Origin of the sequence: Mucilaginibacter sp. KACC 22063 (genome assembly GCF_028736115.1) — a bacterium.
Taxonomy (GTDB): Bacteria; Bacteroidota; Bacteroidia; order Sphingobacteriales; family Sphingobacteriaceae; genus Mucilaginibacter.
The window spans coordinates 1,804,288-1,826,967 of record NZ_CP117877.1 but is presented as its reverse complement, the minus strand read 5'-3'; the positions used below and the strand labels follow the sequence as shown (position 1 = coordinate 1,826,967).

The following is a 22,680-nucleotide window of genomic DNA, read 5'->3' as shown; positions in this document are numbered from 1 at the left end:
TTTTCATGAAAAGTTTAAGAAAGTTGTGATTGATTTTTTTATTAGTTACTGACGAATGGGGTTCAACAGCAACAACAGCATGAGCGTAATATGCAGCAAGTAGCAAATGATTGAGACGCTATATTATACATTGTCTATAGAAATAGTAGACAAATATAATTTTAAATAACGACCCTCCAAATATTTCATCAAAAAATTAAATACAAGGCTATTATAAAAAAGAAAAGCGCCGTGGTAACCGGCGCTTTAAGTAATAAGATATGAAGTTTAGAATGCGTATACAGCAGCTATTAAAAATTGTGATGCAGATTGTGTCATGGAGTGATCGCTTGCTATAAACACTTTTTCTTTGTTATGATCCAACCTTACCTCGGGTATAATGGTAAGCGGCCCTGCTTTAACATTGGCGGTTGCAGTTAAACCCAATACAGATCTGCCCGGCGCAGGACCAACAGTAAGATAATCGCCGCTTTTAGTTTTGAAATACTCTCCCCTCAAACCCAAAGTAACTATTGAAGACGCTGCTACCTGCGGATAAAGCGCCACGCCTGTAAAACCACCTTTTGTTCCGCTTGGTGCAGAATAAGTAGCCGCATTTAGCCCTAATTTAAATATACTGGTCATCTGGTAATTGGTAGTCAGATCTACTTCTACACCAGATTCATGCCCGCCTAAGAAATTTAAATAAGCTGTCCAGTTTTTAACGGGTACCAGCATTAGCTGTGCACCAAACGTATTTACCTTTTTAACTGATTGATAAAGGTTCCACTTATCATTAAATATACCTGCCATTAAACTTACCTTGTCAGAAAATGCATAAGTGGCTTTTAAACCTGCATTTTGAAATGGCCCGTTGGTAAATAAATAAGAGGTAGAATAGTTGAAGTTACCTGCCGGCGAAATAACCTCATACCCTAAAAAAGTTGACATATAACCTGCGGTCATGTTAAACTTATCAGTCAGATCATACGATACATACAGGTTTTGAATATGAAAACTGTTATTCTGTTCATCGTATGTACCGGCAGCCGTTGGTATGGACTGTGCCTGCCCTCTTGGCCCAAATGATAATTCGCCAACAAATGCTGCTTTACCTACTTTCTTTTTCAATCCGACATCTATCATGCCTATTGAAACAGAATTTTGCTCATTTGCAAAACTGGTAGGGATATTTGAACCGGCAGGTCCTTTGTAACCAGAGAAGTCATATTTGTAATAGGCATCCACAGAACCATAAATAATCAGCGGCGGATTGGTTACCGCTTTAGTGGTGTCCTGGGCATTTGAGAAAAAAGCGACACTGGTAAATAATGATAACAGTAAAAGTTTAAGTTTCATGTTTAATTGTTTTAGGGTGATTGGTTGAATTTTACTTTAATATTTGAGCATAGAAATGGCTGTCGGTGCCTAAAAGGCCCGTTTAGTTACACAATTAGAATTTTTAGTCAGTTACAGGCCGGTCATTATCTGGTTCGATCAAGGGGCGTGTGCGAACCGGCAGTAAACAGAATTTAGAGAAAGGCGCATGACTAAAAAGCCATGCGCCTTGAATAATTATACAGTAAGCGGGCTTTTTACAGCACCACCTTCAAATAAGCCGTTGATATCGATATCGTCATCATCTTCGGCATAAGCTTCGGCACCATGTTCAAATACATCAAGGCCGCCTTTGCCAAGTTCGCCATGCTCTTCAACACGCAGGTTCCATGGATGAGGTAACTTACGGATGATGAACATCATGGCAAACGCTATAATAAACGTTGCCGCTACAACAGTTCCGCTGCCTATTGCCTGCGCTTTAAGCAGATCAAAACCACCGCCGTAGAATAAGCCTGTAAACGGTTTTGAGTTATCTGCACCTGTTGGGCCTGTTAAACCATATTGCCCTGATGCAAATAAGCCCAGTGACAATGTTCCCCAGATACCACAAAGGCCATGCACCGGCACAGCGCCTACCGGATCGTCAATTCTTAAATATTCCAAAGCATAAGTACCTGCAAATATGACCAGTCCGGCTATAGCGCCTAACAAAATAGACCCAAGCGGACTTACCCAATAACAGGGACAGGTAATGGCAACAAGGCCGCCCAATAAACCATTCACTGTGAAGCCTACATCAAACTTTCCTTTTGTAGGGCCAAACCATAAAGCCAGGTACATTGCGGCAAAACCGCCTGCACATGCTGCTAATGTTGTATTTGCTGCAACACGGCCTATCCCCTGCATATCCATGGCAGATAAGGTACTGCCCGGATTAAAACCATACCAACCGAACCACAGTATAAATGCACCTACCGCAGCAATGGTTAAGTTATGAGCAGGTGGCATACCGCCTTTAATTTTATCGTCGCGGCGGAAGATACGGCCTAAACGCGGACCAAGCACAATAGCACCTGCCAGTGAAGCAATACCGCCAATGGTATGTACTACAGTTGAGCCTGCAAAGTCAAGGAAACCCATGTTAGCCAGGAAACCTCCCGGCCCCCACGCCCAATGGCCAATAATAGGATAGATAAAACCTGTAATACCTATACTATATAATATATCGCCGCGGAAACTGGTACGGCCAATCATAGCGCCTGATACAATGGTTGAGCAGGTATCGGCAAAGGCATACTGGAAAACCCAATGTGCAAGAACCGGAATACCTGTTGCCATATAAGTAGCAGGGGCGCCTGCCAAAAAGAACCAATGATAACCAATAAAACCGTTACCCTCGCTAAACATAAATGCGTAACCTACCGCCCAAAATAACAAGCCGCATAGGCATGTATCAAAAATACATTCCATTAATACGTTGACAGTTTCTTTTTTACGGGCAAATCCGGCCTCGAGCATTACAAACCCTGCCTGCATACCAAATACCAGGAAAGCAGCCACTAATGTCCAAATAGTATTAGCGGTGTTCATCAGTGCTGTTTCGGTTTCTGTTGGCTTATCGGCTGCATGTGCGGGTGTACCCAACAATCCGGGCAAAATGATCATTGCTGCGATCACTATAAATGTACCGATAAGCTTACCTGCAAAAATTGCAGCACCTATGCGCCAGTTTTTTTTGCCTTTTTCAAACATTGAGGCAAACAATTCATGTTGTTTAGACAGGGGTTTCATAATTAATGATTGTTTTGATTGAGTTTTAAAGAAAGTTAGTATGTGATATTTAGTTAGTTTATAATTTTTGTGATATAAGAGTAGATTCATTATCAATATTTAATAAATCATATATCATTATGATGAAATTATAAAATAAATTCATCAATTCATTTATATTTAAATAGAATATTAAATTTTTATTAAATTCTTAAATATTAACGAGTTGTTTATTTGTGATTTTTAATATTTTCAAGAAAACAGATCAAAAAAAACGAGTTATCTAATTATATATTTATTAAATAACTATTTCATATTGAAAAAAAACATTAAAGTTCACCTTTTAAATACTCATAAATGAAAAAATTAAGTAAATTACTGAAGAGAGTATAGAAAATCTATAGGAAATACATATAAAAAAGACCAGCACTCGACTTTTAATGATTGTTCGCCCGAATCACAGCAGATAAACATACTTCTTGCGAAATCATCATTTTTTTATACTATTCATAAAGCTTTTTTACAAAAATTACAATTTTACCCCTAACAACTTTGTTTGAGAAGGAAATAAGTACAGATTTTTATTTTTATTTGAGATTTATTCGCAATATTTCACTAAAACTATATAAATTCACACGTTTTAATTAAAATATATTAATCGCTTAACCCTAATTTTATAATTCTCAAAAAACATGGCAGCTAAACTTGAGTACATTTGGCTTGATGGTTATAAACCTACACAAAGCTTACGCAGCAAAACTAAAATTGAAAAAGATTTCAGTGGTAAATTAGAAGATTGCCCACTTTGGAGCTTCGACGGTTCTTCAACCGAACAGGCACCAGGCGGTTCATCTGATTGTATCCTGAAACCTGTTTTCATTTGCCCTGACCCTCAGCGTAAAGAAGGTTATTTAGTAATGTGCGAAGTTTTAGATTCTCACGGCAACCCGCACGAATCTAACGGACGTGCCCATATCGAGGATGACGATAACGATTTTTGGTTTGGCTTTGAGCAGGAATATTTCCTTTGGGATCCTGAAACTAACAAACCTCTTGGCTTCCCTGCCGGCGGCTATCCTGGTCCGCAAGGCCCATACTATTGCTCGGTAGGCGCTAACAACGCTTTCGGCCGCGAAATTGTTGAAGAACACTTAGACGTTTGTTTAGAGGCTGGCCTTAACGTAGAAGGCATCAATGCAGAGGTTGCTGCAGGCCAATGGGAGTTCCAGATCTTTGCTAAGGGTGCAAAAGAAGCTGGCGACCAGATCTGGGTTGCACGTTACCTGCTGGAAAGAATTGGCGAAAGCTATGGTGTTGCTATTAACTGGCACTGTAAACCACTTGGTACATTAGACTGGAACGGTTCTGGTATGCACGCCAACTTCTCAAATACTACACTGCGTACCGCTGGTAGCGAAGATACTTACAAAAAAATCCTTGAGGCTTTCCGCCCGGTAGTGAAAGAGCACATCGAAGTATACGGTGCTGACAACGAGCAACGCTTAACCGGCAAGCACGAAACTGCTTCTATCCATGATTACAGCTATGGCATATCTGACCGTGGTGCTTCTATCCGTATCCCGCTTTATACGGTACAAAAAGGATGGAACGGTTACCTGGAAGATCGTCGCCCTAACTCAGCTGCCGATCCGTACAAAGTTGCTGCACGTATCATTAAAACTGTAAAATCAGCTATCTAATAAGTTGGATTTATAAATATCCAGGCTACTCTTAAACGGGTAGCCTTTTTTGTGTTATTTAACCGACAAACTAAATCACGCATCAGGATGTTAGCATATAAAATACATCCTTATGAACGACGAACAATTTAATGATGCATTTACATTGCACATTCCGCCAGCTTACAATACAGAAGACACGCAGAAAAATAAAATCATTTTCGCACTGGCCAGCTTAGGCGAAGGTACCGTTAACGAAGTTGTTGCCAAACTGGAAGACCTGGAACCAGGCATCACCTCAGAACAGTTGACAGCAATGGCTAATATCGTTTTAAAAGAACTGTATGATAAAGGCTTAATCAAAGGGAGCGAAACCAATGGTGAAATGCATTATGATACCAGCAAAATGCTTAAACCTAATGAGGGAGCGGTAAACGTTGGCTTGCTTGATCCGGACAAGGACCGTTAAAAGCAATAAAAAAGGGAATGAGTAAACACCCATTCCCTTTTCAGCTCATGCAAAAAAGCTTATTCGTTCATGTGAAGCCAGTCTTTCTTAGCTAACAATTCCTCTTCTGTTTCACGCACGTCTTCATCGTCTACACAACAGTCAACAGGGCAAACGGCCGCACACTGCGGTTCGTCATGAAAACCTACACACTCAGTACATTTATCAGGTACTATATAATAAATATCGTCAGATAGTGCCGCCTGTGATTCTTCAGCATTAAGGGTATTGCCATCGCCAAAGTCAATAACACCTTTTAAACCGGTACCGTCTGAGAAACGCCATGCAGCACCAGCGTCATAAATAGCGTTGTTCGGGCATTCTGGCTCGCACGCTCCGCAGTTTATACATTCGTCGGTGATTTTAATCGCCATATGATTAAATTTCTAATGATCTTAATTTACCTTTGCATTTAATTAAATGCGAACGCAAATATAACAAAAAAGGCTTGTTAGGGTTTAAAAAACCTCAATTTAAAATGGTTATAACTGACAAAAATTACATTATAAACGTCATTGCTACACTTGGTAAGCAGCTATCTGCACCAGATGAGACGCTATCGGCAATAATTAACAACGAGCGTTATCATAATGCATGGTTTACGCCGGAAAGCGTAATGAGTGCGGTAAAGGCCACCGGCCAAATGCTTAACGAAGCCGACATAACCGCATGGGTCAACCGCTACCCGGTCAATAATCACCAACCTAAGCGTATTGGATTAATACTGGCAGGCAATATACCAATGGTTGGGTTTCATGATATATTATGCGTGCTGATCACAGGACATATTGCGCTGATTAAACTTTCTTCGCAGGACTCGCGCCTGATACGCCACGTATTACAAATGCTGATAGAGCTTGCGCCAGAGCTTAAAGAACGAATCGTTTACACGGAACGCCTCGATAACTTTGATGCGGTCATCGCCACCGGCAGCAACAATACCTCGCGTTACTTTGATTATTATTTTGGTAAAGTGCCAAATATCATCCGCAAAAACCGTAACAGTGTAAGTGTATTAAGCGGCTTTGAAACCAAAGAGCAACTACAACAATTAGGGCACGATATATTCGACTATTTTGGATTAGGCTGCCGCAATGTATCTCATTTGTTAGTACCAAAAGATTACAATTTTATACCCTTTTTTGAAGCCATTGAAGAGTTTAATCCCATTGCCGATCATCATAAATATCATAATAACTATGATTATAATAAAGCCATTTTCCTGGTAAACCGCAACGAACATCTGGATAACGGCTTTTTATTATTAAAGGAAGATGAACGCCTCGCCTCGCCTCTTGCTGTTGTTTATTATAGTTTTTATGACACTTACGAAGACGCCGTTAACAAGCTGAACGACCAGCAGGATAATATACAATGCATTGTAAGCAAAATGGAACTCAATACTGGGAACCAAGTCGTAGAGTTTGGCCAAAGCCAGTACCCTAAACTTTGGGATTATGCTGATGGTGTTGATACGATGGCATTTTTGACGGAGCTATAATAGTATTTAATGAGACTGTAGTTAATTTCTTGGCTGCATAGCACAGATTAATTATATGCAATTAAAAATTCTGTTGCTGTTAGTATTAATAACAAAATAAACATACCGCCAAATATAAATGCAGCTCTTTTCAATTTCTCCTTATTCTTGGTGTTCCTCCATGCCTTAAAATTAAAAAAAACATATACCATACAGATAAGTACAGATATTAACTTAACAATGGTTATGATTATGTAGACTGTAGTTTTATTCATAAACTCAAAGTTCTCTACTTGGTGAGATTTGCAACCAAAGTAGTGCTTATGCTGAAAAGCACAAAATGACATAACAGTTTTAAATGTGACCTCGGGCTTGTTGGGGAAAAAACTGGTAGTGCTAACTTACTGAAGGCACAAAGCAACAAGGCCAAAGTCACGACTTTTCTTTGTTACTTTCTTTTGGGGAGAAAAAGAAAATAACATTAAATAGTGCATACTTTTATTCAACATTCACAGCCCTTACTTACATTTTCTCCTTTAACTTAATTCAAAATAACAATACCTTTGAAGGACATGTATATTATTAAAGTAAAAGGCGTAGCCAAAATCCCCGACTATGTGCAACTGCGCGACGACAAGTTTACGCTGCTGGCATATTTCAGGTTAGACAGACCCGAAAAGTCGCTGGATAAAGTGGGGTTGAGCGACAAAGCCGATTACATAATGAATATCGTAAAAGATTTACCCTTTGGGCAGATATTAAAACTGGAACTGTAATAACAATGATTGGAAATTCGATAATAAAACTTCAAAACGTTGATATTTTTCAGCAGAAGCATCTTGTACTCTCAAACGTTAACCTGCATGTAGATAAAGGCGACTTTGTGTGGCTTATCGGTCAAACAGGTTCTGGTAAAAGTAGCTTGCTTAAAGTTATTTATGGCGACCTTAAAATCAGCACAGGCGAAGGCCATGCTGGAGGATACGATCTAAAGAAACTTGCTGATAAAGATATTCCCTACCTGCGCCGTAAGCTGGGCATCGTTTTTCAGGATTTTCAATTACTTACTGACCGTACCGTTGAGCAAAACCTGCACTTTGTAATGAAGGCTACCGGCTGGAAAGACAAAAAATTAATAGACGAACGTACTAAAGACGTTTTGGAAAAGGTGGGCTTACGCTCAAAGATCAAAAAAATGCCGCATGAACTGTCGGGTGGTGAACAGCAACGCGTGGTAATTGCACGTGCACTGATCAATGATCCTGAAATAATCCTGGCAGATGAGCCTACCGGCAACCTTGACCCGGATACTTCAGAGGAAATTGTAATGCTGCTGAAACAGATTAGCCAGTCGGGCACGGCGGTTTTAATCGCTACACACGACTATCATATTATCCGTGCTTTTCCTTCGCGCATTATTAAATGTGAGAACGGCCAGGTAATTGAAGACGCCCAGATCGTTTAATAGTATAAGTTAATACGATTTGTATCTGCAAGCCAGCCATAAAAGCTGACACTTTATACTGCCACAAGTTTCCACTTCTGCCAAATTGAAATGACAGTCTGAGAAAAACTGCCAAGCTGACCGCGAACAGGCAATGGCAGGATACTTGATTTGCATTATATAAATATGATTTTTAAGAAAATGCTGAGAAAGAAGAAATCTAAGGAAGCATCTGAAAATATAAATAACGTGAGTACAGAGAATAAACAACAAGAAGAACAAAATCCGCTTGCGGACGAACTGAATGTAAATGCACAAGGTGAAGAGGCGGTTGCACAACCAGAGGTTGAAGCACAATCTGAACCTGCTTTATCTGCAGAAGAGAGATTGAAAGCGGAACTGGTAAGTGCGAATGATAAATACCTGCGCCTGTATGCCGAGTTTGACAATTTCCGCCGCCGTACCAATAAAGAGCGTGCAGAAGAAAGGTTATCTGCCGGTAAAGATACTATTGCTGCTTTACTACCTGTACTTGATGATTTTGAGCGCGCACTTAAAGCGATGGAAACAGCTACAGACGTTGTTCCGGTTAAAGAAGGTGTAGCTCTGATCCAAAATAAACTGAAACATATTTTAAGCAGCAAAGGCTTAAAAGAAATGAATAGCAAAGGTGAGGTATTTGATGCGGATATACACGAAGCCATTACCAACATACCTGCACCTACAGACGACCTTAAAGGTAAAGTAGTTGATGAACTTGAGAAAGGTTATTTCCTTAATGACAAGGTAATCCGCTTTGCCAAAGTTGTTGTTGGAGCATAAAATTAGGTGATTACGTTATTTGGTTATTGAGTTATTGTAGCTGTATTGCTTATACCTAAATAACGCAGTAACATAATAACAATAGATATTATGGCAAAAAGAGATTATTACGACGTACTTGGTGTTGCTAAAGGCTCCAGCGCGGATGAAATTAAAAAGGCATACCGCAAAATGGCCATTAAATACCACCCGGATAAAAACCCGGGTGATAAGCAGGCTGAAGAAAATTTTAAAGAAGCAGCTGAAGCTTATGAGGTATTAAGCAATGCTGAAAAGCGCCAGCGTTACGATCAGTTCGGCCATGCTGCAAATGCAAGTTCTGCGGCAGGTGGCGGCTATGGTGGTGGCGGTGGTATGAATATGGAAGACATATTCAGCCAGTTTGGCGATATATTTGGCGGCGGCAGTCCGTTCGAAGGATTTTTCGGCGGTGGCGGGCGTCAAAGCAGCGGTGGTGGCCGCAGGGTAGCACGTGGAAGCAACCTGCGTATCAAAGTAAAGCTTACGCTTGAAGAAATTGCCAACGGCGCAGAAAAGAAAATAAAAGTTAATAAACAGGTAGTTTGTAAAACCTGCGATGGTACGGGTGCGAAAGATAAGTCAGCATTTCAAACCTGCCAGACCTGCGGTGGCTCGGGAGCGGTTCGCCGTGTAACCAATACCATCCTGGGCCAGATGCAAACTACAAGCACATGCCCTACCTGTAATGGTGAAGGTTCTGTAATTACTTCTAAATGTAATGTTTGCCACGGCGATGGCGTTGTGCGTGGTGAAGAAACCATCAGCATTAACATCCCGGCAGGTGTGAGCGAAGGCATGCAACTAAGCATGAGCGGCAAAGGTAATGCTGCTCCGCGTGGTGGTGTACCGGGAGACCTGATCATCCTGATAGAAGAAATTCCGCATGAAACCTTAAAACGCGATGGTAACAATGTGATCTATGACCTGCATATCAGCTTTGTAGATGCGGCATTGGGTTCAAGCGTTGAAGTACCTACTATTGATGGCAAGGCCAAAATTAAAATAGAACCAGGTACTCAAGGCGGCAAGATCCTTCGCTTAAAAGGTAAAGGTGTGCCTGAAGTTAATTCATATCATCGCGGCGACCAATTGGTACATATTAATATATGGACACCAAAAGCGCTTAACCGCGAAGAACGCGAACTGTTAGAAAAACTACAGAATTCTCCGAACTTTAAACCTAACCCGGGTAAAAACGAAAAAGGTTTCTTTGAACGGATGAAGGAATATTTTGAGTAAAACTTAGAAACAAGAAAGCCCTGACAATGTCAGGGCTTTCTTGTTTTATATCATCACTAATATTAATTATTCAACTGGAAGGTGATTGGTATATTAAATTGTACGCGTACTGGTTGACCAGCTTGTTTCCCTGGGTTCCATTTAGGTGCCATTTTTAATACGCGGACTGCCTCATTATCTATTTCAGGACTAACGCCTTTTACTACCTTAATGTTAGAAAGACTACCGTCGCGCTCAACAACAAAAGTCAAAAATACACGCCCCTGTACTTCAGTGTCCGGATAGCGCAGGTTTTTCTGTAAGAATTTAGACCATGCAGCCATACCCCCTACAGGCTCTGGTGACACTTCTGCAATAAGCAATGGTGTGTTATCACTTGGAGCTGTACCAGTACCGCCGGGAGTGCCTGTTGTAACGGGTTCAACGTTTACAGCAGTTCCTGTTCCTTTAGAGGTTTCAGAGCCAATGGTTGAAGTTGCGATCTGCGCATGTGTTGGTGGATCTGTATTTACAGGCTCAGAAGTTACATGCGTAGGGATAACCACAGAGGGTGCGCTTGCGGTTGGCTTCAAAGGCTTTACGGAATGTGGCATAGCCGGTTTTGATTCTGGTGGAGGCTTTAGCTGATGAATCTTTGTCAAATTAATTTCTGTTTTATGCTCAATTGGCATTTGCACAGGGGTGTCCGTTTTTGACCTTGAAATAACAGTTGCCAGTACCGCTGCGGCAACCACAGAAAACACAGTAATACCTAATGCCTTTAGCGTGGTTTCGGCATGATGGCTTCTTAATTCGTAAGCGCCATAATTTTTGTTACGATTTTCAAATACAAGTTCGAGCCACTCTGACTTGTACAAATCAAATTTTGAAATAAGCATAGTGATTGAAATTAAATTTCTTATATAACGCATTCGCATATATAATATTTTACTTGTTTAAACTGTTTTATCATATCAATCACTTTTATAATAGTCGCAATAAATCACTATTAAGTTGCATTACTTTGATATGGTTTACTTCATTTTATTGAATTGTTTTTAGCCAATCACCATTCAGATCAAACTGTATTTCTTATTTTTAGCAAATTTTTTACCTGAATAAACCAAATTTTATGTCAAATTTTCGCTTTCAAGCTTTACAGGCTGTGCTAACCCGTACAATACCAGAGGTCAAGACACCGGCAAGCAAAATTTCCGACTACTTCGCAACCAATGTTTTCGATAAAAAGAAAATGCGCGAATATTTGTCGAAAGAAGCTTATCAAAGCATAATAAATTCTATAGAAAACGGTGAACCAATTGCGCGTGATACTGCAGAACAGATTGCTTCTGCTATGAAGGCGTGGTCTATGAGCAAGGGAGCCACCCACTATACGCACTGGTTTCAACCATTAACAGGAACCACTGCCGAAAAACACGATGCCTTTTTTGAACCTGGACCCGATGGTGCCATCGAAAAATTCAGCGGCGATGCCTTGGCGCAGCAAGAGCCTGATGCATCAAGCTTTCCAAACGGCGGTATACGTAATACCTTCGAAGCACGTGGCTATACAGCCTGGGATCCATCATCCCCCGCATTTATTATGGGCCGTACACTTTGTATCCCTACCGTATTTGTAGCTTACACCGGCGAGGCTTTAGATTATAAAGTACCATTATTAAAAGCCTTAAACGCACTTGATAAAGCAGCAGTAGATGTTTGCCATTACTTTGACAAGAGCATTGAAAAAGTAAATGCTTCATTGGGTATAGAGCAGGAATACTTCCTGGTTGATTTGGCCTTATACAATGCCCGCCCGGATATGTACCTTACCGGACGCACACTTTTCGGCCACATGTCGGCTAAAAATCAGCAACTGGAAGATCATTATTTCGGATCTATCCCTGATCGTGTGTATGCCTTCATGCAAGACTTTGAAACCGAAGCATTACAATTAGGCATCCCGCTTAAAACCCGCCATAACGAAGTTGCACCGTCACAGTTTGAATGTGCTCCTATTTACGAGGAAATCAACCTGGCAATTGACCACAATTCGTTGTTAATGGACTTAATGGATAAGGTTGCCAAACGCCATAATTTTAAGGTATTACTGCATGAAAAACCTTATGCTGGTGTAAACGGCTCTGGCAAGCATAACAACTGGTCGATGATTACCAATACCGGTAAAAACCTATTGTCGCCAGGCAAAACGCCTAAAAACAACCTGATGTTCCTTACCTTTTTTGTGAACACCATAAAGGCAGTATCAGAACATGCAGACCTGTTAAGGGCATCTATAGCCTCGGTTAATAACGACCATCGCCTGGGGGCAAATGAGGCTCCCCCGGCTATTATCTCTATTTTCCTGGGAAGCCAGCTTAGTGATGTATTAGACGAGATCGAAACATCACGCATCAGCAAAAAACTTAAGGACGAAGCATCTTTATGGCAAGGTATCCCAAAAATTCCGCAAATCTTAAAAGACAATACCGACCGTAACCGCACCTCTCCTTTTGCATTTACAGGTAACAAGTTTGAATTACGTGCCGTAGGCTCATCTGCAAATTCAGCCAATCCGATGACCATCCTTAACCTGATCGTAGCAGATCAATTAAAGAAGTTTAAGGTTGATGTTGACAAACTGCTGCGCAAAGGCGAAAAGAAAGACGTTGCCCTGCTTACTATAATCAAACGCTATATCAAAGAATCGAAGGCAATCCGCTTTGAGGGTAACGGCTACAGTGCAGAGTGGGAAAAAGAGGCAGAGGGCCGTGGTTTATCAAACATTAAAACAACCCCTAAAGCACTTGATGTACTGGTTGCTGAGAAAACAGAAAAGCTTTTCGAAGATACCGGCGTTTTCACCCGCCGCGAGGCACATGCCCGCCATGATATTTTGTTAGAAGAATTCTACAAGAAACTGCAAATAGAAGCCCGTGTAATTGGCGAACTGGTCAACAGTGTAATTATCCCGGCTGCTATTGAGTATCAGAGCAAACTGGTTGAAAACGTGAAAGGCCTAAAAGAAATAGGCCTTGATAAATCAAGCTATGCTGCTCAGTTAGATATTATAACCAAACTGGCAGAGCACATCAATTTCATTAAAACCAATGCTGATCAAATGCTGGAAGAACGCAAAAAAGCTAATAGCATTGAAGGCACTCGCGAAAAAGCAATAGCTTATGATGAAACGGTAAAGCCATATTTCCAGAGCATACGTTACCATGTAGACAAACTGGAACAACTGGTTGACGATAACCTATGGCCTTTGCCAAAATTCAGAGAGTTATTATTTATTAAATAGCTCTTAAACAAAAAACGCCGTTGATAGATGACGGCGTTTTTTGTTTATCAATGTCCAAAAGGATCCGGCTGGTGATGCTGCCCTATTAAAACCTTGCGGTATTCGGTCAACATGTTTGATTTCGATACAAAGCCAACAAACCTTCCATGATATACTACGGGCAGTTGCCAAACATCCAGCGTATCAAATAAGTCCATTACATCCTCAGCGCTCTGATTATATTCAATAACGGCAGGCGGCTCAATCATCAGGTCTTCTATTGTAGCAGTGGCAGATAAGGTGCCATCTACTATCCGTTTACGTAGTTCGTCTAACAGTACAACGCCTTGCAAATGCTTTTCATCATCCAATACGGCAAAAATGTTTGTGCTGGTTTCAGCCATTAACTTATAAAGTTCTTTGATCGGCCTGTTGCGTTTTACGGCAGTATATTTCCGGTTTACAACTTTCCTGATCTCTATGGCGGTCAGCATTTCATAATCTTTATCCGGGCGCACATTTTTCTCATGTATCAGGTCATGCCAATACATATTGTGTGAGTTTGACAGCCTTGCAATGATGTAAGATATTGCAGAAACAATCATCAGCGGAATGAAAAGAATATAACCGCCGGTGATTTCGGCAATAAGGAAGATTGCTGTTAAAGGCGCATGTAAAACACCACTTAATGCACCTGCCATGCCTACTGCAATAAAGTTACTGGTATTAAGATGTACCCAACCTGTAAGGTTTACGGCATAAGCCACAAAAAGCCCTAAAAATGCACCGGTGAACATAGTAGGTGCAAAAGTACCGCCATTACCACCCGAGCCCAGCGTAATGCCTGCTGCAATTACCTTCATAAATACCAGCGCAGCAATAAATCCTGCCATAATTAATGGGTGTTGCAACCATGTACTAAACAAAGATTCTTCCTGTAGTACATTGATATTTCCATTCAACACTTCCTGGAGATAATGGTATCCCTCACCAAGCAATGGCGGGAAGATCAAAATGATCACACCTAAAATCAAGCCGCCAAGTACGGCCCTTACATAACGATTCTGTTTCTTAAAAATTCCTTTTTCCAGCTTATGTGCAACGTTACTGATATATATCGCTGTCCATCCGCTTAAAAGCCCTAACAATAAATAAAAGGGTAAAGCCTGCAAATGCCAGCCTTCGGTAGCCAAGTGAAACAATTGTCTTGAATAAAGGATCTTAGCCACAACCACCCCCGTTGCAGAAGCAATTAAAAGTGGAATAAATGTAGGGATACTGATCTCTCCTAATAAAATTTCCAGTGAGAAAAGCACACCTGCAATCGGGCTGTTGAAAACAGCAGCGATACCGGCAGAAGCGCCTGCTGCAATAAGCAAAGATTTTTGGTGGGTGGTCAGTTTAAAAAAACGGCCTGTTACAGAGCCAATAGCTGCACCTGTTGAAACAATAGGCGCCTCCAAACCAGATGAGCCACCGAAGCCTACAGTAAGCGAACTGGTTATCAAATGCGAATACACATTATTAAACTTCATATTCGCTTTGTTGCGTTTGATATTAAATATAATAGTGCCTATACCCTTCTGTATCTGGTCGCGGTTAACCAGGTGCTGGTATAAAATAGTAAGTAAAATACCCAATGCAGGCAGGAAGATGTACATGAAGTGAAATGGTACATGAGCACCAATATTCCGGCTCAGATCTTCCATAAAATGGACCAGATATTTAAGCGCTACAGCTGCCAGGCCGCCCATAAGGCCAACGAAAACACTGCAATAAATCAGAAAATTATTCTTACTGATCTTTATTAACCGCCAACGGTTAACGTTTATATAGTGAAGAATGGTTTTTAACATAATAGAACGGGAAGGGCTGCAATTTAATAAATTAACGTATAAAAGTACTGATATGCGTATATTTGAAGCATGATTTCTTCGCAAAGGTATGACCAACGAGGCGTATCCGCATCAAAAGATGATGTACATAATGCCATCAAAAACATTGATAAAGGTATTTTTCCCAAAGCTTTTTGTAAGATCATCCCCGATATTTTAGGCGGCAATGCCGATTGGTGCAATATAATGCACGCTGATGGTGCCGGTACAAAATCTTCATTAGCGTACTTATATTGGAAGCAGACCGGTGACATTTCGGTATGGCGGGGAATTGCACAGGATGCCATTATTATGAATGTGGACGACCTGCTTTGCGTTGGCGCTGTAGATAATATACTATTATCATCAACTATAGGGCGGAACAAAAATTTGATTCCGGGTGAAGTTATTGCTGCGATAATCAACGGCACAGAAGAAATCTTAGCCGAACTGCGCAATGCAGGTATTGGGATATATTCTACAGGCGGCGAAACTGCCGATGTTGGCGACCTGGTACGCACTATTATCGTAGACTCGACTGTTACCTGCCGTATGCAGCGCAGCGATGTAATTGATAATGCAAACATCAAAGCGGGCAATGTTATTGTCGGGCTGGCTTCTTACGGAAAAGCCACTTACGAAAGTGAATACAACGGTGGCATGGGTTCCAACGGATTAACATCTGCCCGTCATGATGTATTTGGCAAGCAATTGGCAACCGATTATCCAGAAAGTTTTGACCCTGCCGTTCCTTTTGATCTGGTATTCTCAGGCAGTAAATCACTTACCGATAAAATTGATATCGGCAATGGTGAAACCGTAGATGCCGGTAAATTAGTACTATCTCCTACCCGCACCTATGCACCGGTAATTAAAGCCATACTTGATAAATACCGTTCACAAATTAATGGTATGGTACATTGCAGCGGCGGTGCGCAAACTAAAGTACTGCACTTTATTGATAACCTGCATGTAATTAAAGATAACCTGTTTGATGTCCCGCCATTGTTTAAACTGATACAACAAGAATCTGGTACCAGCTGGCAGGAAATGTACAAGGTATTTAATATGGGGCACCGTATGGAATTATACGTTCCGCAGGAGATTGCCCAGGATATCATTGCCATTTCCGAAAGCTTTAATATCTCTGCTCAAATAGTAGGTCGTGTAGAAAGCGCAGCTACCAAACAAGTGACTATCCGATCTGAGTTTGGCGAGTTTATTTACCAGTAAGCGCTGATTTATTAGCAGACAAGTATTTTATACTTTTCATTATAAACAACAAAGGCCCCGGATAATATCCAGGGCCTTTGCATGATGTACTTTTTCTAATGATTAGAATGAGTAACGAACACTTAACTGACCTCTCCAACGAGATAAATAGTCGTTGTAAATGTAAGCTTGTTGTTTGCCTTCAACTGTGTTAAGTTTTGTTTTGTCGAAGTTGAAAGTAGGATTAGCACCTTGTGTAACTACTTGAAATAATGATACAGACTGGTTGCTTGCATAATATGAATGTCCCCAATCTTTATTTAATAAGTTACCAACGTTCATGGCATCAAATGTTACAGACAAAGTATGAGTTTTGTAAACTCTGAAGTCTTGTTGTACTTTTAAGTCAAAGTGATTTTCCCAAGGCAACCTGTCGCCATTACGCTGAGTATTTTGGCCAAGGTGTTTTTTCAAATATGGGTTACTGTTAACATAAGCCATATAATCATCAAACTGTTGTTGTGGGCTTATGGTAGTAGTACCAGATTTTAATGGTGCAAACTGAGCCTGAGCCAAGGTAGTTGGCAGATAAACTAAGTCAGCTGAAGAACCTTTGCTTGAAGCGTCATCACCATTGATGTTTTGGTTATACAGGTAAGACAAAGTTTGACCAGACTGACCGATGTAAACTAAACCAACAGTTGTTGACATTCTGTTATTCAGGTATGAGAAACGTTTAGAAACATAACCTACCACACGTGATCCCGGATCATAGTTGGAACGGCTTACGTCCAGGCTATTTAAACCGTTAACATTGTAAGCAAAACGCCAGTTAGAAATAGCGGTTGAGCTTGTACCATCATTAAGTGAGGTTGAATGACCATAGGTATAAGCGATACTTCCTGACCAACCTTTAGAAAATGGTTTCTGAATCTGTGCAGTTAAGTTATATGCGTAACCTTTGCTGGTATTAGTCATGTAAATAACATCAGTATAACTGTTATTTGCACGGGTGAAGTTATAGAACGGACGGGTTGTGTTACCTAAAGTAACATTAGTTACGTTAGTAGTTAAGTTAAGATTCTGATAATTGATATCGTTGATCTTTTTAGTGTAAATACCCTCTAAAGTTCCGATCAATCCCCAGAAAGGCAATTTCTGATCGATTGCAAAGTTAGCACGTACAGTTTGCGTAAACTTAAAGTTTTTATCTGTTAAGTCAATTTCACTTGGAGCATTACTTGCGCCTAATTGAGCACCTAAATGCGGATCATTGGGATCGTAGTGAAACTTGATGTTGGAAATAGATGGGTTAGTACTATTACCAGCTGTGAATTTGGTAATTGTTACACCTGTACCACCATATTGGTTAGAGATCCATACAAAAGGTACACGGCCGGTAAATATACCTGCACCACCACGTAATTGGGTAGTACCATCGCCGTTAACATCATAGTTAAAGCCGACTCTTGGTGCAAACAGCGGCGTAGATTTTGGCGCCTTGTTGGTTTGTACACCGTATTGTTGTGCAATAGCAGTGGCATTAAATGCAACGTTTTCAGCAGGGCTATTTAAAAACACCGGCATATCAATACGTAAACCGTAAGTCAATTTAAATTTGTCGCTTATGCTCCAAACATCCTGGCCATAAACCGCTAATTGAGCTGCTTTTAAAATTTGATTGGCATTATCATTACCACCAGCATTTGAGTAATAAGCACTGTAGTTAGCAGGAGGTTGCTGATTATTCTCAAATTGAGCTATGGAAGTGTATTTATTGTAGTAACCATAATAGTATTGCAGGAATACGTTGTTTGATTTGTACAATAAGTTATCAGTACCAAAAGTAATGGTGTGTTTGTTTTTGTAAATGGTAAAGTTATCAGTCAATGTCCAGCTGTCTTGTGCAAGGCTGTTTCTTACTGATGAACCATCACCACCAAAATTATAATTTAAACCACTTTCCTGAATATACACCTGAGGAAAATCGGCAGTAGAACGCCTGTCACGGGTAGCTGTATAAGTTAAACGCAATACGTTTGATGCGCCGCTGCTAAAGCTTGAGTTCAACTCTGCAACTGCCGAATTATTTTTGGTTTTAAATGTATAACCGTTGCTGGTAAAAAATATGGTTGTAGGGCTACGGCTGATCGAGAAGTTTTCACCATCTGAATAGCTATGGCGTACAGTTAACTTATTTCTATCATTGATATTCCAGTCTAAACGACCGAAAGCATAGTGTGACCCTTGGTTTTTGTTAATGTTACCGTAGCTGTCACCGATATCGAAATTATAAGTCTTTTGTACAAAGTCACGTAACTGTTGTAATACAGCAGGATCAAATTTAGATCCGGAACCAGCCTGAGCAGGATCATTGGCTAACGGCGTAGAGTTGTCTATACGCTCGTAGTTACCGAAGAAGAACAATTTATTTTTAACAATTGGCGCACCCAAAGTAAAGCCATAAGTGTTATTCTTAAAATTCTGATACTTTAAATCGGTACTTGGGCTTTTGCCTACAAAATTTTGATTTTGCAAATAACCATAAGCTGAACCATGAACTTCGTTGGTACCGCTTTTAGTTACTGCGTTGATACCACCACCGGTAAAACCGCCTTGGGTAACATCATAAGGTGCAAGCACAATCTGTAACTCCTGGATAGATTCGATTGGAATAGGGTTTGCACCAGCCTGGCCACCATTGGTACCGCTGTTAGCCAAACCAAAAACGTCATTACTCATGGCACCGTCAACCGTAAATTGGTTAAATTTATTGCTTTGGCCACCAAACTGGATACCAAGCGGGCTACCATCAGAACTGCTATTTACAGAAACAGCCTGTGGCGTTAAACGTGCAAAATCCTGTACGCTCCTGGTAATGGTAGGAAGGCTTTGAATTTCACGTGCAGAAACGTTAGTTGAAGGGCCTTTTCTTTCAGCGCTGATAACGCTGCCTTTTTTAGCTGCTGTAACATTTACTTCTGCAAGGGTTTTACCTTCGTCTAATAAAGTAATGTCCAATTTGGTTGGTGTACCTAAACTTGCGTTAAGGTCTGTAAAAGTACGGGTGGCAAAACCAATAAAGCTGATCTTTACGGTGTAAGGGCCACCTGCTCTTACGTTTGGAATAGTGAAATCACCATTACCACGAGATGTAGTACTATAATTAGTACCGGTTGGCACATGTGTAGCAACAATGGTTGCGCCTGGTAGCGGCAAACCTTTTGAATCTTTAATGGTGCCTGTAAAACTACCTGTAGTAACCTGTGCAAAGGAAACTACCGCAGCAAATAAAAATAATACAGAGAGAAGTATCTGTTTTCTCATGCTTTGTTTGTTTGTTTAACTTATGTTTAAATAACGCGCAAAGATAAGAAATAGAAAAGGGCTAATGTTAAGTTAATGTTAACAATATCAAATCTATATAAACTAAATATTAGTATCGCTAAACAAATTGGCTATTGAATTGTATTGAGGCACTATTTCACGAATTTAAACATTACCTGTAATTAAAAAATTACAATAAAACTACCTTTTAAGTATGTATATATAACACCAGCGTCATGTTAAAGCATGCGTGTTTAATAGGGTTTCGCATGTCAGTGTTTTTGATTAGTTTTGGCACACATTAAAAAAGCATAATCAGTATAACTATGAACTACGATGTAATTGTTATAGGGTCTGGTCCGGGTGGCTATGTTGCTGCAATCCGTGCTTCCCAATTAGGTTTTAAAACCGCAGTAGTTGAAAGAGAATCATTGGGCGGTATCTGCCTTAACTGGGGCTGTATCCCTACTAAAGCTTTATTAAAGAGCGCACAGGTATTTGAATATATTAATCATTCGGCTGATTATGGCATTAAAATAGAAGGCCAGGGTGTTGTTGATTTCGAATCTGTAATTAAACGCAGTCGCGGTGTTGCCGATGGCATGAGCAAGGGCGTTCAGTTCCTGATGAAGAAAAACAAGATCGATGTGATCTATGGTACAGGTAAATTAAAAAGCAAAGGCGTTGTTGAAGTAAAAGGCAACGATGGCGCTACATCTGAGTACCAGGCTAAACATATTATATTGGCTACTGGCGGCCGTAGCCGCGAACTGCCAAATCTTAAACAGGATGGCAAAAAGATCATCGGTTACCGCCAGGCCATGAACCTTCCGCAGCAACCAAAATCAATGGTAGTAGTTGGTTCAGGTGCAATCGGTATCGAGTTTGCTTATTTCTATAATTCAATTGGCACTAAAGTAACAGTTGTTGAGTTTTTAGATAACATTGTTCCGCTTGAAGACGAGGATGTTTCTAAACAACTGGCACGCAGCCTTAAAAAGCAAGGCATCAATATCATGACCAGCTCAACTGTTGAGTCTGTTGATACCAGCGGCGAGCTTTGCAAAGTGAACGTTAAAACTGCAAAAGGCGTGGAAGTATTAGAAGCCGAAGTAGTATTATCTGCTATCGGTATCAGCACCAACCTTGAGGGCTTAGGCCTTGAAGAACTTGGCGTTAAGACTGACAAAGGTAAAGTATTGGTTGACGATTATTACAAAACCAACGTTGACGGCATCTATGCCATCGGTGATATTGTAAAGGGCCAGGCGCTGGCACACGTTGCATCTGCCGAGGCTATTACCTGTATTGAAAAAATTGCAGGCCTGCATGTTGAACCGATCAATTATAACAACATTCCTGGTTGTACTTACTGCTCGCCAGAAGTTGCTTCTGTAGGTTACACCGAAAAAGCTGCCCGCGAAGCAGGTTACGAAATTAAAGTAGGTAAATTCCCATTCTCTGCATCTGGTAAAGCCAGCGCAGCAGGTGCGAAAGACGGCTTTGTTAAAGTAATTTTTGATGCCAAATACGGTGAGTTTTTAGGTGCACACATGGTGGGTTTCAACGTGACCGAGATGATTGCTGAAGTTGTTGCCGCACGTAAACTTGAAACTACCGGCCACGATATTATTAAAACCGTTCACCCTCACCCTACCATGAGCGAGGCATTAATGGAAGCCGCAGCTGATGCTTACGGCGAATGCATACACTTATAATAGTCGAAATAAAAAAGTCCGGAAGACACTTATCTCCCGGACTTTTTTTATAACTCTGAGTAAGAAACGGTACTGCTGTTATCTCATTATTGTAAAACTAATTCCTGATTCAGCTTTACCAACTTCACTACTAAAATGAAGCTATATACCATTGATACAGGCTTGTTTAAGTTAGATGGTGGCGCTATGTTTGGCGTGGTGCCAAAATCTATCTGGCAGAAAACTAACCCGGCAGATGAAAACAACATGTGCACCTGGGCCATGCGCTGCTTGCTGATTGAGGACGGCAACCGCCTTATTCTGATAGATACTGGAATAGGCAATAAACAAAGCGATAAATTTTTCAGTCATTATTATCTGCATGGCGATACTACCCTGAATAAATCTCTGTCTAAACATGGTTTCAGTGCTGATGACATTACGGATGTTTTTTTAACGCACTTACATTTCGACCATGTAGGTGGTGCCGTAATTCGTGATGGAGAAAAGCTTGTACCGGCGTTTAAAAATGCAAAATACTGGAGCAACGCCAAACATTGGGATTGGGCGGTAAATCCTAACGAGCGGGAGAAAGCTTCGTTTCTATCAGAAAATATTTTGCCTATACAGGAAAACGGACAGCTTAATTTTATTGATGTAACGGAGCAAACCAGTTTCATGGATAATTTTGATGTGCGTTTTGCTTCGGGCCATACCGAATCAATGATGCTGCCGCTGATTAGTTATAAAGGGCATAAAATACTTTATATGGCCGATCTGCTGCCTTCTGTTGGGCATTTACCTATTCCTTATGTAATGGCTTATGACATGTTTCCGTTAACCACCATGACAGAGCGTAAACTTTTCTTTAAAGAGGCTGCAGATAACGACTATATACTTTATTTAGAACATGATCCGGTGAATGAATGCTGCACCGTTCAACATACAGAAAAAGGCATCAGAATAAAGGAAATACTACATATTAACGAGCTTTAGGTAAGTATGCTGTAATATTTTGAGCGTTT

The 22,680-nt window shown here is 40.6% G+C and carries 17 protein-coding genes; 11 read left to right on the top strand and 6 right to left on the bottom strand.

From position 1 onward, the window contains the following. Positions 1–267: 267 nt before the first annotated feature. Together PQ461_RS08135 and PQ461_RS08130 are read right to left on the bottom strand one after the other, a co-directional pair. Positions 268–1,338, bottom strand: coding sequence for a porin (locus tag PQ461_RS08135; RefSeq protein WP_274303152.1), 1,071 nt, complete (start codon positions 1,336–1,338; stop codon positions 268–270). Between the two features lie 216 nt (positions 1,339–1,554). Then, entirely contained in the window at positions 1,555–3,111 is a 1,557-nt protein-coding gene (locus PQ461_RS08130) for an ammonium transporter (RefSeq protein ID WP_274303151.1), read from the bottom strand. A gap of 671 nt (positions 3,112–3,782) precedes the next feature. On the opposite strand from PQ461_RS08130, the gene PQ461_RS08125 reads away from it, so the two are divergent. Together PQ461_RS08125 and PQ461_RS08120 are read left to right on the top strand one after the other, a co-directional pair. After that, positions 3,783–4,790 (top strand): glutamine synthetase beta-grasp domain-containing protein, encoded by a 1,008-nt coding sequence (locus PQ461_RS08125; RefSeq protein WP_274303150.1) that lies wholly within the window; start codon positions 3,783–3,785, stop codon positions 4,788–4,790. Between the two features lie 112 nt (positions 4,791–4,902). Then, entirely contained in the window at positions 4,903–5,238 is a 336-nt protein-coding gene (locus tag PQ461_RS08120; protein ID WP_274303149.1) for a hypothetical protein, read from the top strand. A 59-nt stretch (positions 5,239–5,297) separates the two neighbouring features. Here the strand turns inward: PQ461_RS08120 and PQ461_RS08115 are convergent, their stop codons facing one another. Continuing rightward, positions 5,298–5,651 carry a 4Fe-4S dicluster domain-containing protein gene (locus tag PQ461_RS08115; RefSeq protein WP_109607680.1) on the bottom strand — a complete coding sequence of 118 codons (354 nt, stop codon included), beginning with the start codon at positions 5,649–5,651 and terminating at the stop codon, positions 5,298–5,300. A gap of 104 nt (positions 5,652–5,755) precedes the next feature. On the opposite strand from PQ461_RS08115, the gene PQ461_RS08110 reads away from it, so the two are divergent. The 5 genes from PQ461_RS08110 (at position 5,756) to dnaJ (ending at position 10,283) form a co-directional block, all read left to right on the top strand. Beyond that, complete coding sequence (locus PQ461_RS08110) at positions 5,756–6,778, top strand: aldehyde dehydrogenase family protein (protein WP_274303148.1); 1,023 nt, start codon at positions 5,756–5,758, stop codon at positions 6,776–6,778. Between the two features lie 551 nt (positions 6,779–7,329). Then, a complete protein-coding gene (locus PQ461_RS08105; RefSeq protein ID WP_274303147.1) occupies positions 7,330–7,533 on the top strand; it encodes a fructose-6-phosphate aldolase in 204 nt (67 codons plus the stop codon). Between the two features lie 5 nt (positions 7,534–7,538). Further along, on the top strand, positions 7,539–8,222 hold the full coding sequence (locus PQ461_RS08100; protein WP_274303146.1) for a cell division ATP-binding protein FtsE: 684 nt from the start codon (positions 7,539–7,541) through the stop codon (positions 8,220–8,222). Between the two features lie 165 nt (positions 8,223–8,387). After that, positions 8,388–9,023 carry a nucleotide exchange factor GrpE gene (locus PQ461_RS08095; RefSeq protein ID WP_274303145.1) on the top strand — a complete coding sequence of 212 codons (636 nt, stop codon included), beginning with the start codon at positions 8,388–8,390 and terminating at the stop codon, positions 9,021–9,023. Positions 9,024–9,113: 90 nt separating this feature from the next. Continuing rightward, positions 9,114–10,283 (top strand): molecular chaperone DnaJ, encoded by a 1,170-nt coding sequence (dnaJ, locus tag PQ461_RS08090; protein ID WP_274303142.1) that lies wholly within the window; start codon positions 9,114–9,116, stop codon positions 10,281–10,283. Between the two features lie 62 nt (positions 10,284–10,345). Here the strand turns inward: dnaJ and PQ461_RS08085 are convergent, their stop codons facing one another. Continuing rightward, positions 10,346–11,161 (bottom strand): energy transducer TonB, encoded by an 816-nt coding sequence (locus tag PQ461_RS08085; RefSeq protein WP_274303140.1) that lies wholly within the window; start codon positions 11,159–11,161, stop codon positions 10,346–10,348. A gap of 233 nt (positions 11,162–11,394) precedes the next feature. On the opposite strand from PQ461_RS08085, the gene PQ461_RS08080 reads away from it, so the two are divergent. Continuing rightward, positions 11,395–13,566 (top strand): glutamine synthetase III family protein, encoded by a 2,172-nt coding sequence (locus PQ461_RS08080; RefSeq protein WP_274303138.1) that lies wholly within the window; start codon positions 11,395–11,397, stop codon positions 13,564–13,566. Between the two features lie 47 nt (positions 13,567–13,613). On the opposite strand, the gene PQ461_RS08075 is transcribed toward PQ461_RS08080, so the two are convergent. Then, complete coding sequence (locus PQ461_RS08075) at positions 13,614–15,401, bottom strand: chloride channel protein (protein WP_274303136.1); 1,788 nt, start codon at positions 15,399–15,401, stop codon at positions 13,614–13,616. Positions 15,402–15,470: 69 nt separating this feature from the next. Between PQ461_RS08075 and PQ461_RS08070 the strand changes: the two genes are divergently transcribed. Then, complete coding sequence (locus PQ461_RS08070) at positions 15,471–16,652, top strand: AIR synthase related protein (RefSeq protein ID WP_274303133.1); 1,182 nt, start codon at positions 15,471–15,473, stop codon at positions 16,650–16,652. A gap of 102 nt (positions 16,653–16,754) precedes the next feature. Here the strand turns inward: PQ461_RS08070 and PQ461_RS08065 are convergent, their stop codons facing one another. Further along, entirely contained in the window at positions 16,755–19,958 is a 3,204-nt protein-coding gene (locus tag PQ461_RS08065; protein ID WP_274303131.1) for a TonB-dependent receptor, read from the bottom strand. 326 nt (positions 19,959–20,284) lie between these two features. Here PQ461_RS08065 and lpdA point away from each other — a divergent pair, with 326 nt between their 5' ends. Then, a complete protein-coding gene (gene lpdA, locus PQ461_RS08060) occupies positions 20,285–21,676 on the top strand; it encodes a dihydrolipoyl dehydrogenase (RefSeq protein WP_274303129.1) in 1,392 nt (463 codons plus the stop codon). 135 nt (positions 21,677–21,811) lie between these two features. Next, positions 21,812–22,651, top strand: coding sequence for an MBL fold metallo-hydrolase (locus tag PQ461_RS08055; RefSeq protein ID WP_274303126.1), 840 nt, complete (start codon positions 21,812–21,814; stop codon positions 22,649–22,651). Positions 22,652–22,680 lie beyond the last annotated feature (29 nt).

Coding starts and splice junctions, on each gene's coding strand:
- PQ461_RS08135 (WP_274303152.1), bottom strand. CDS start 1,338: ATGAAACTTAAACTTTTACTGTTATCATTATTTACCAGTGTCGCTTTT.
- PQ461_RS08130 (WP_274303151.1), bottom strand. CDS start 3,111: ATGAAACCCCTGTCTAAACAACATGAATTGTTTGCCTCAATGTTTGAA.
- PQ461_RS08125 (WP_274303150.1), top strand. CDS start 3,783: ATGGCAGCTAAACTTGAGTACATTTGGCTTGATGGTTATAAACCTACA.
- PQ461_RS08120 (WP_274303149.1), top strand. CDS start 4,903: ATGAACGACGAACAATTTAATGATGCATTTACATTGCACATTCCGCCA.
- PQ461_RS08115 (WP_109607680.1), bottom strand. CDS start 5,651: ATGGCGATTAAAATCACCGACGAATGTATAAACTGCGGAGCGTGCGAG.
- PQ461_RS08110 (WP_274303148.1), top strand. CDS start 5,756: ATGGTTATAACTGACAAAAATTACATTATAAACGTCATTGCTACACTT.
- PQ461_RS08105 (WP_274303147.1), top strand. CDS start 7,330: ATGTATATTATTAAAGTAAAAGGCGTAGCCAAAATCCCCGACTATGTG.
- PQ461_RS08100 (WP_274303146.1), top strand. CDS start 7,539: ATGATTGGAAATTCGATAATAAAACTTCAAAACGTTGATATTTTTCAG.
- PQ461_RS08095 (WP_274303145.1), top strand. CDS start 8,388: ATGATTTTTAAGAAAATGCTGAGAAAGAAGAAATCTAAGGAAGCATCT.
- dnaJ (WP_274303142.1), top strand. CDS start 9,114: ATGGCAAAAAGAGATTATTACGACGTACTTGGTGTTGCTAAAGGCTCC.
- PQ461_RS08085 (WP_274303140.1), bottom strand. CDS start 11,161: ATGCTTATTTCAAAATTTGATTTGTACAAGTCAGAGTGGCTCGAACTT.
- PQ461_RS08080 (WP_274303138.1), top strand. CDS start 11,395: ATGTCAAATTTTCGCTTTCAAGCTTTACAGGCTGTGCTAACCCGTACA.
- PQ461_RS08075 (WP_274303136.1), bottom strand. CDS start 15,401: ATGTTAAAAACCATTCTTCACTATATAAACGTTAACCGTTGGCGGTTA.
- PQ461_RS08070 (WP_274303133.1), top strand. CDS start 15,471: ATGATTTCTTCGCAAAGGTATGACCAACGAGGCGTATCCGCATCAAAA.
- PQ461_RS08065 (WP_274303131.1), bottom strand. CDS start 19,958: ATGAGAAAACAGATACTTCTCTCTGTATTATTTTTATTTGCTGCGGTA.
- lpdA (WP_274303129.1), top strand. CDS start 20,285: ATGAACTACGATGTAATTGTTATAGGGTCTGGTCCGGGTGGCTATGTT.
- PQ461_RS08055 (WP_274303126.1), top strand. CDS start 21,812: ATGAAGCTATATACCATTGATACAGGCTTGTTTAAGTTAGATGGTGGC.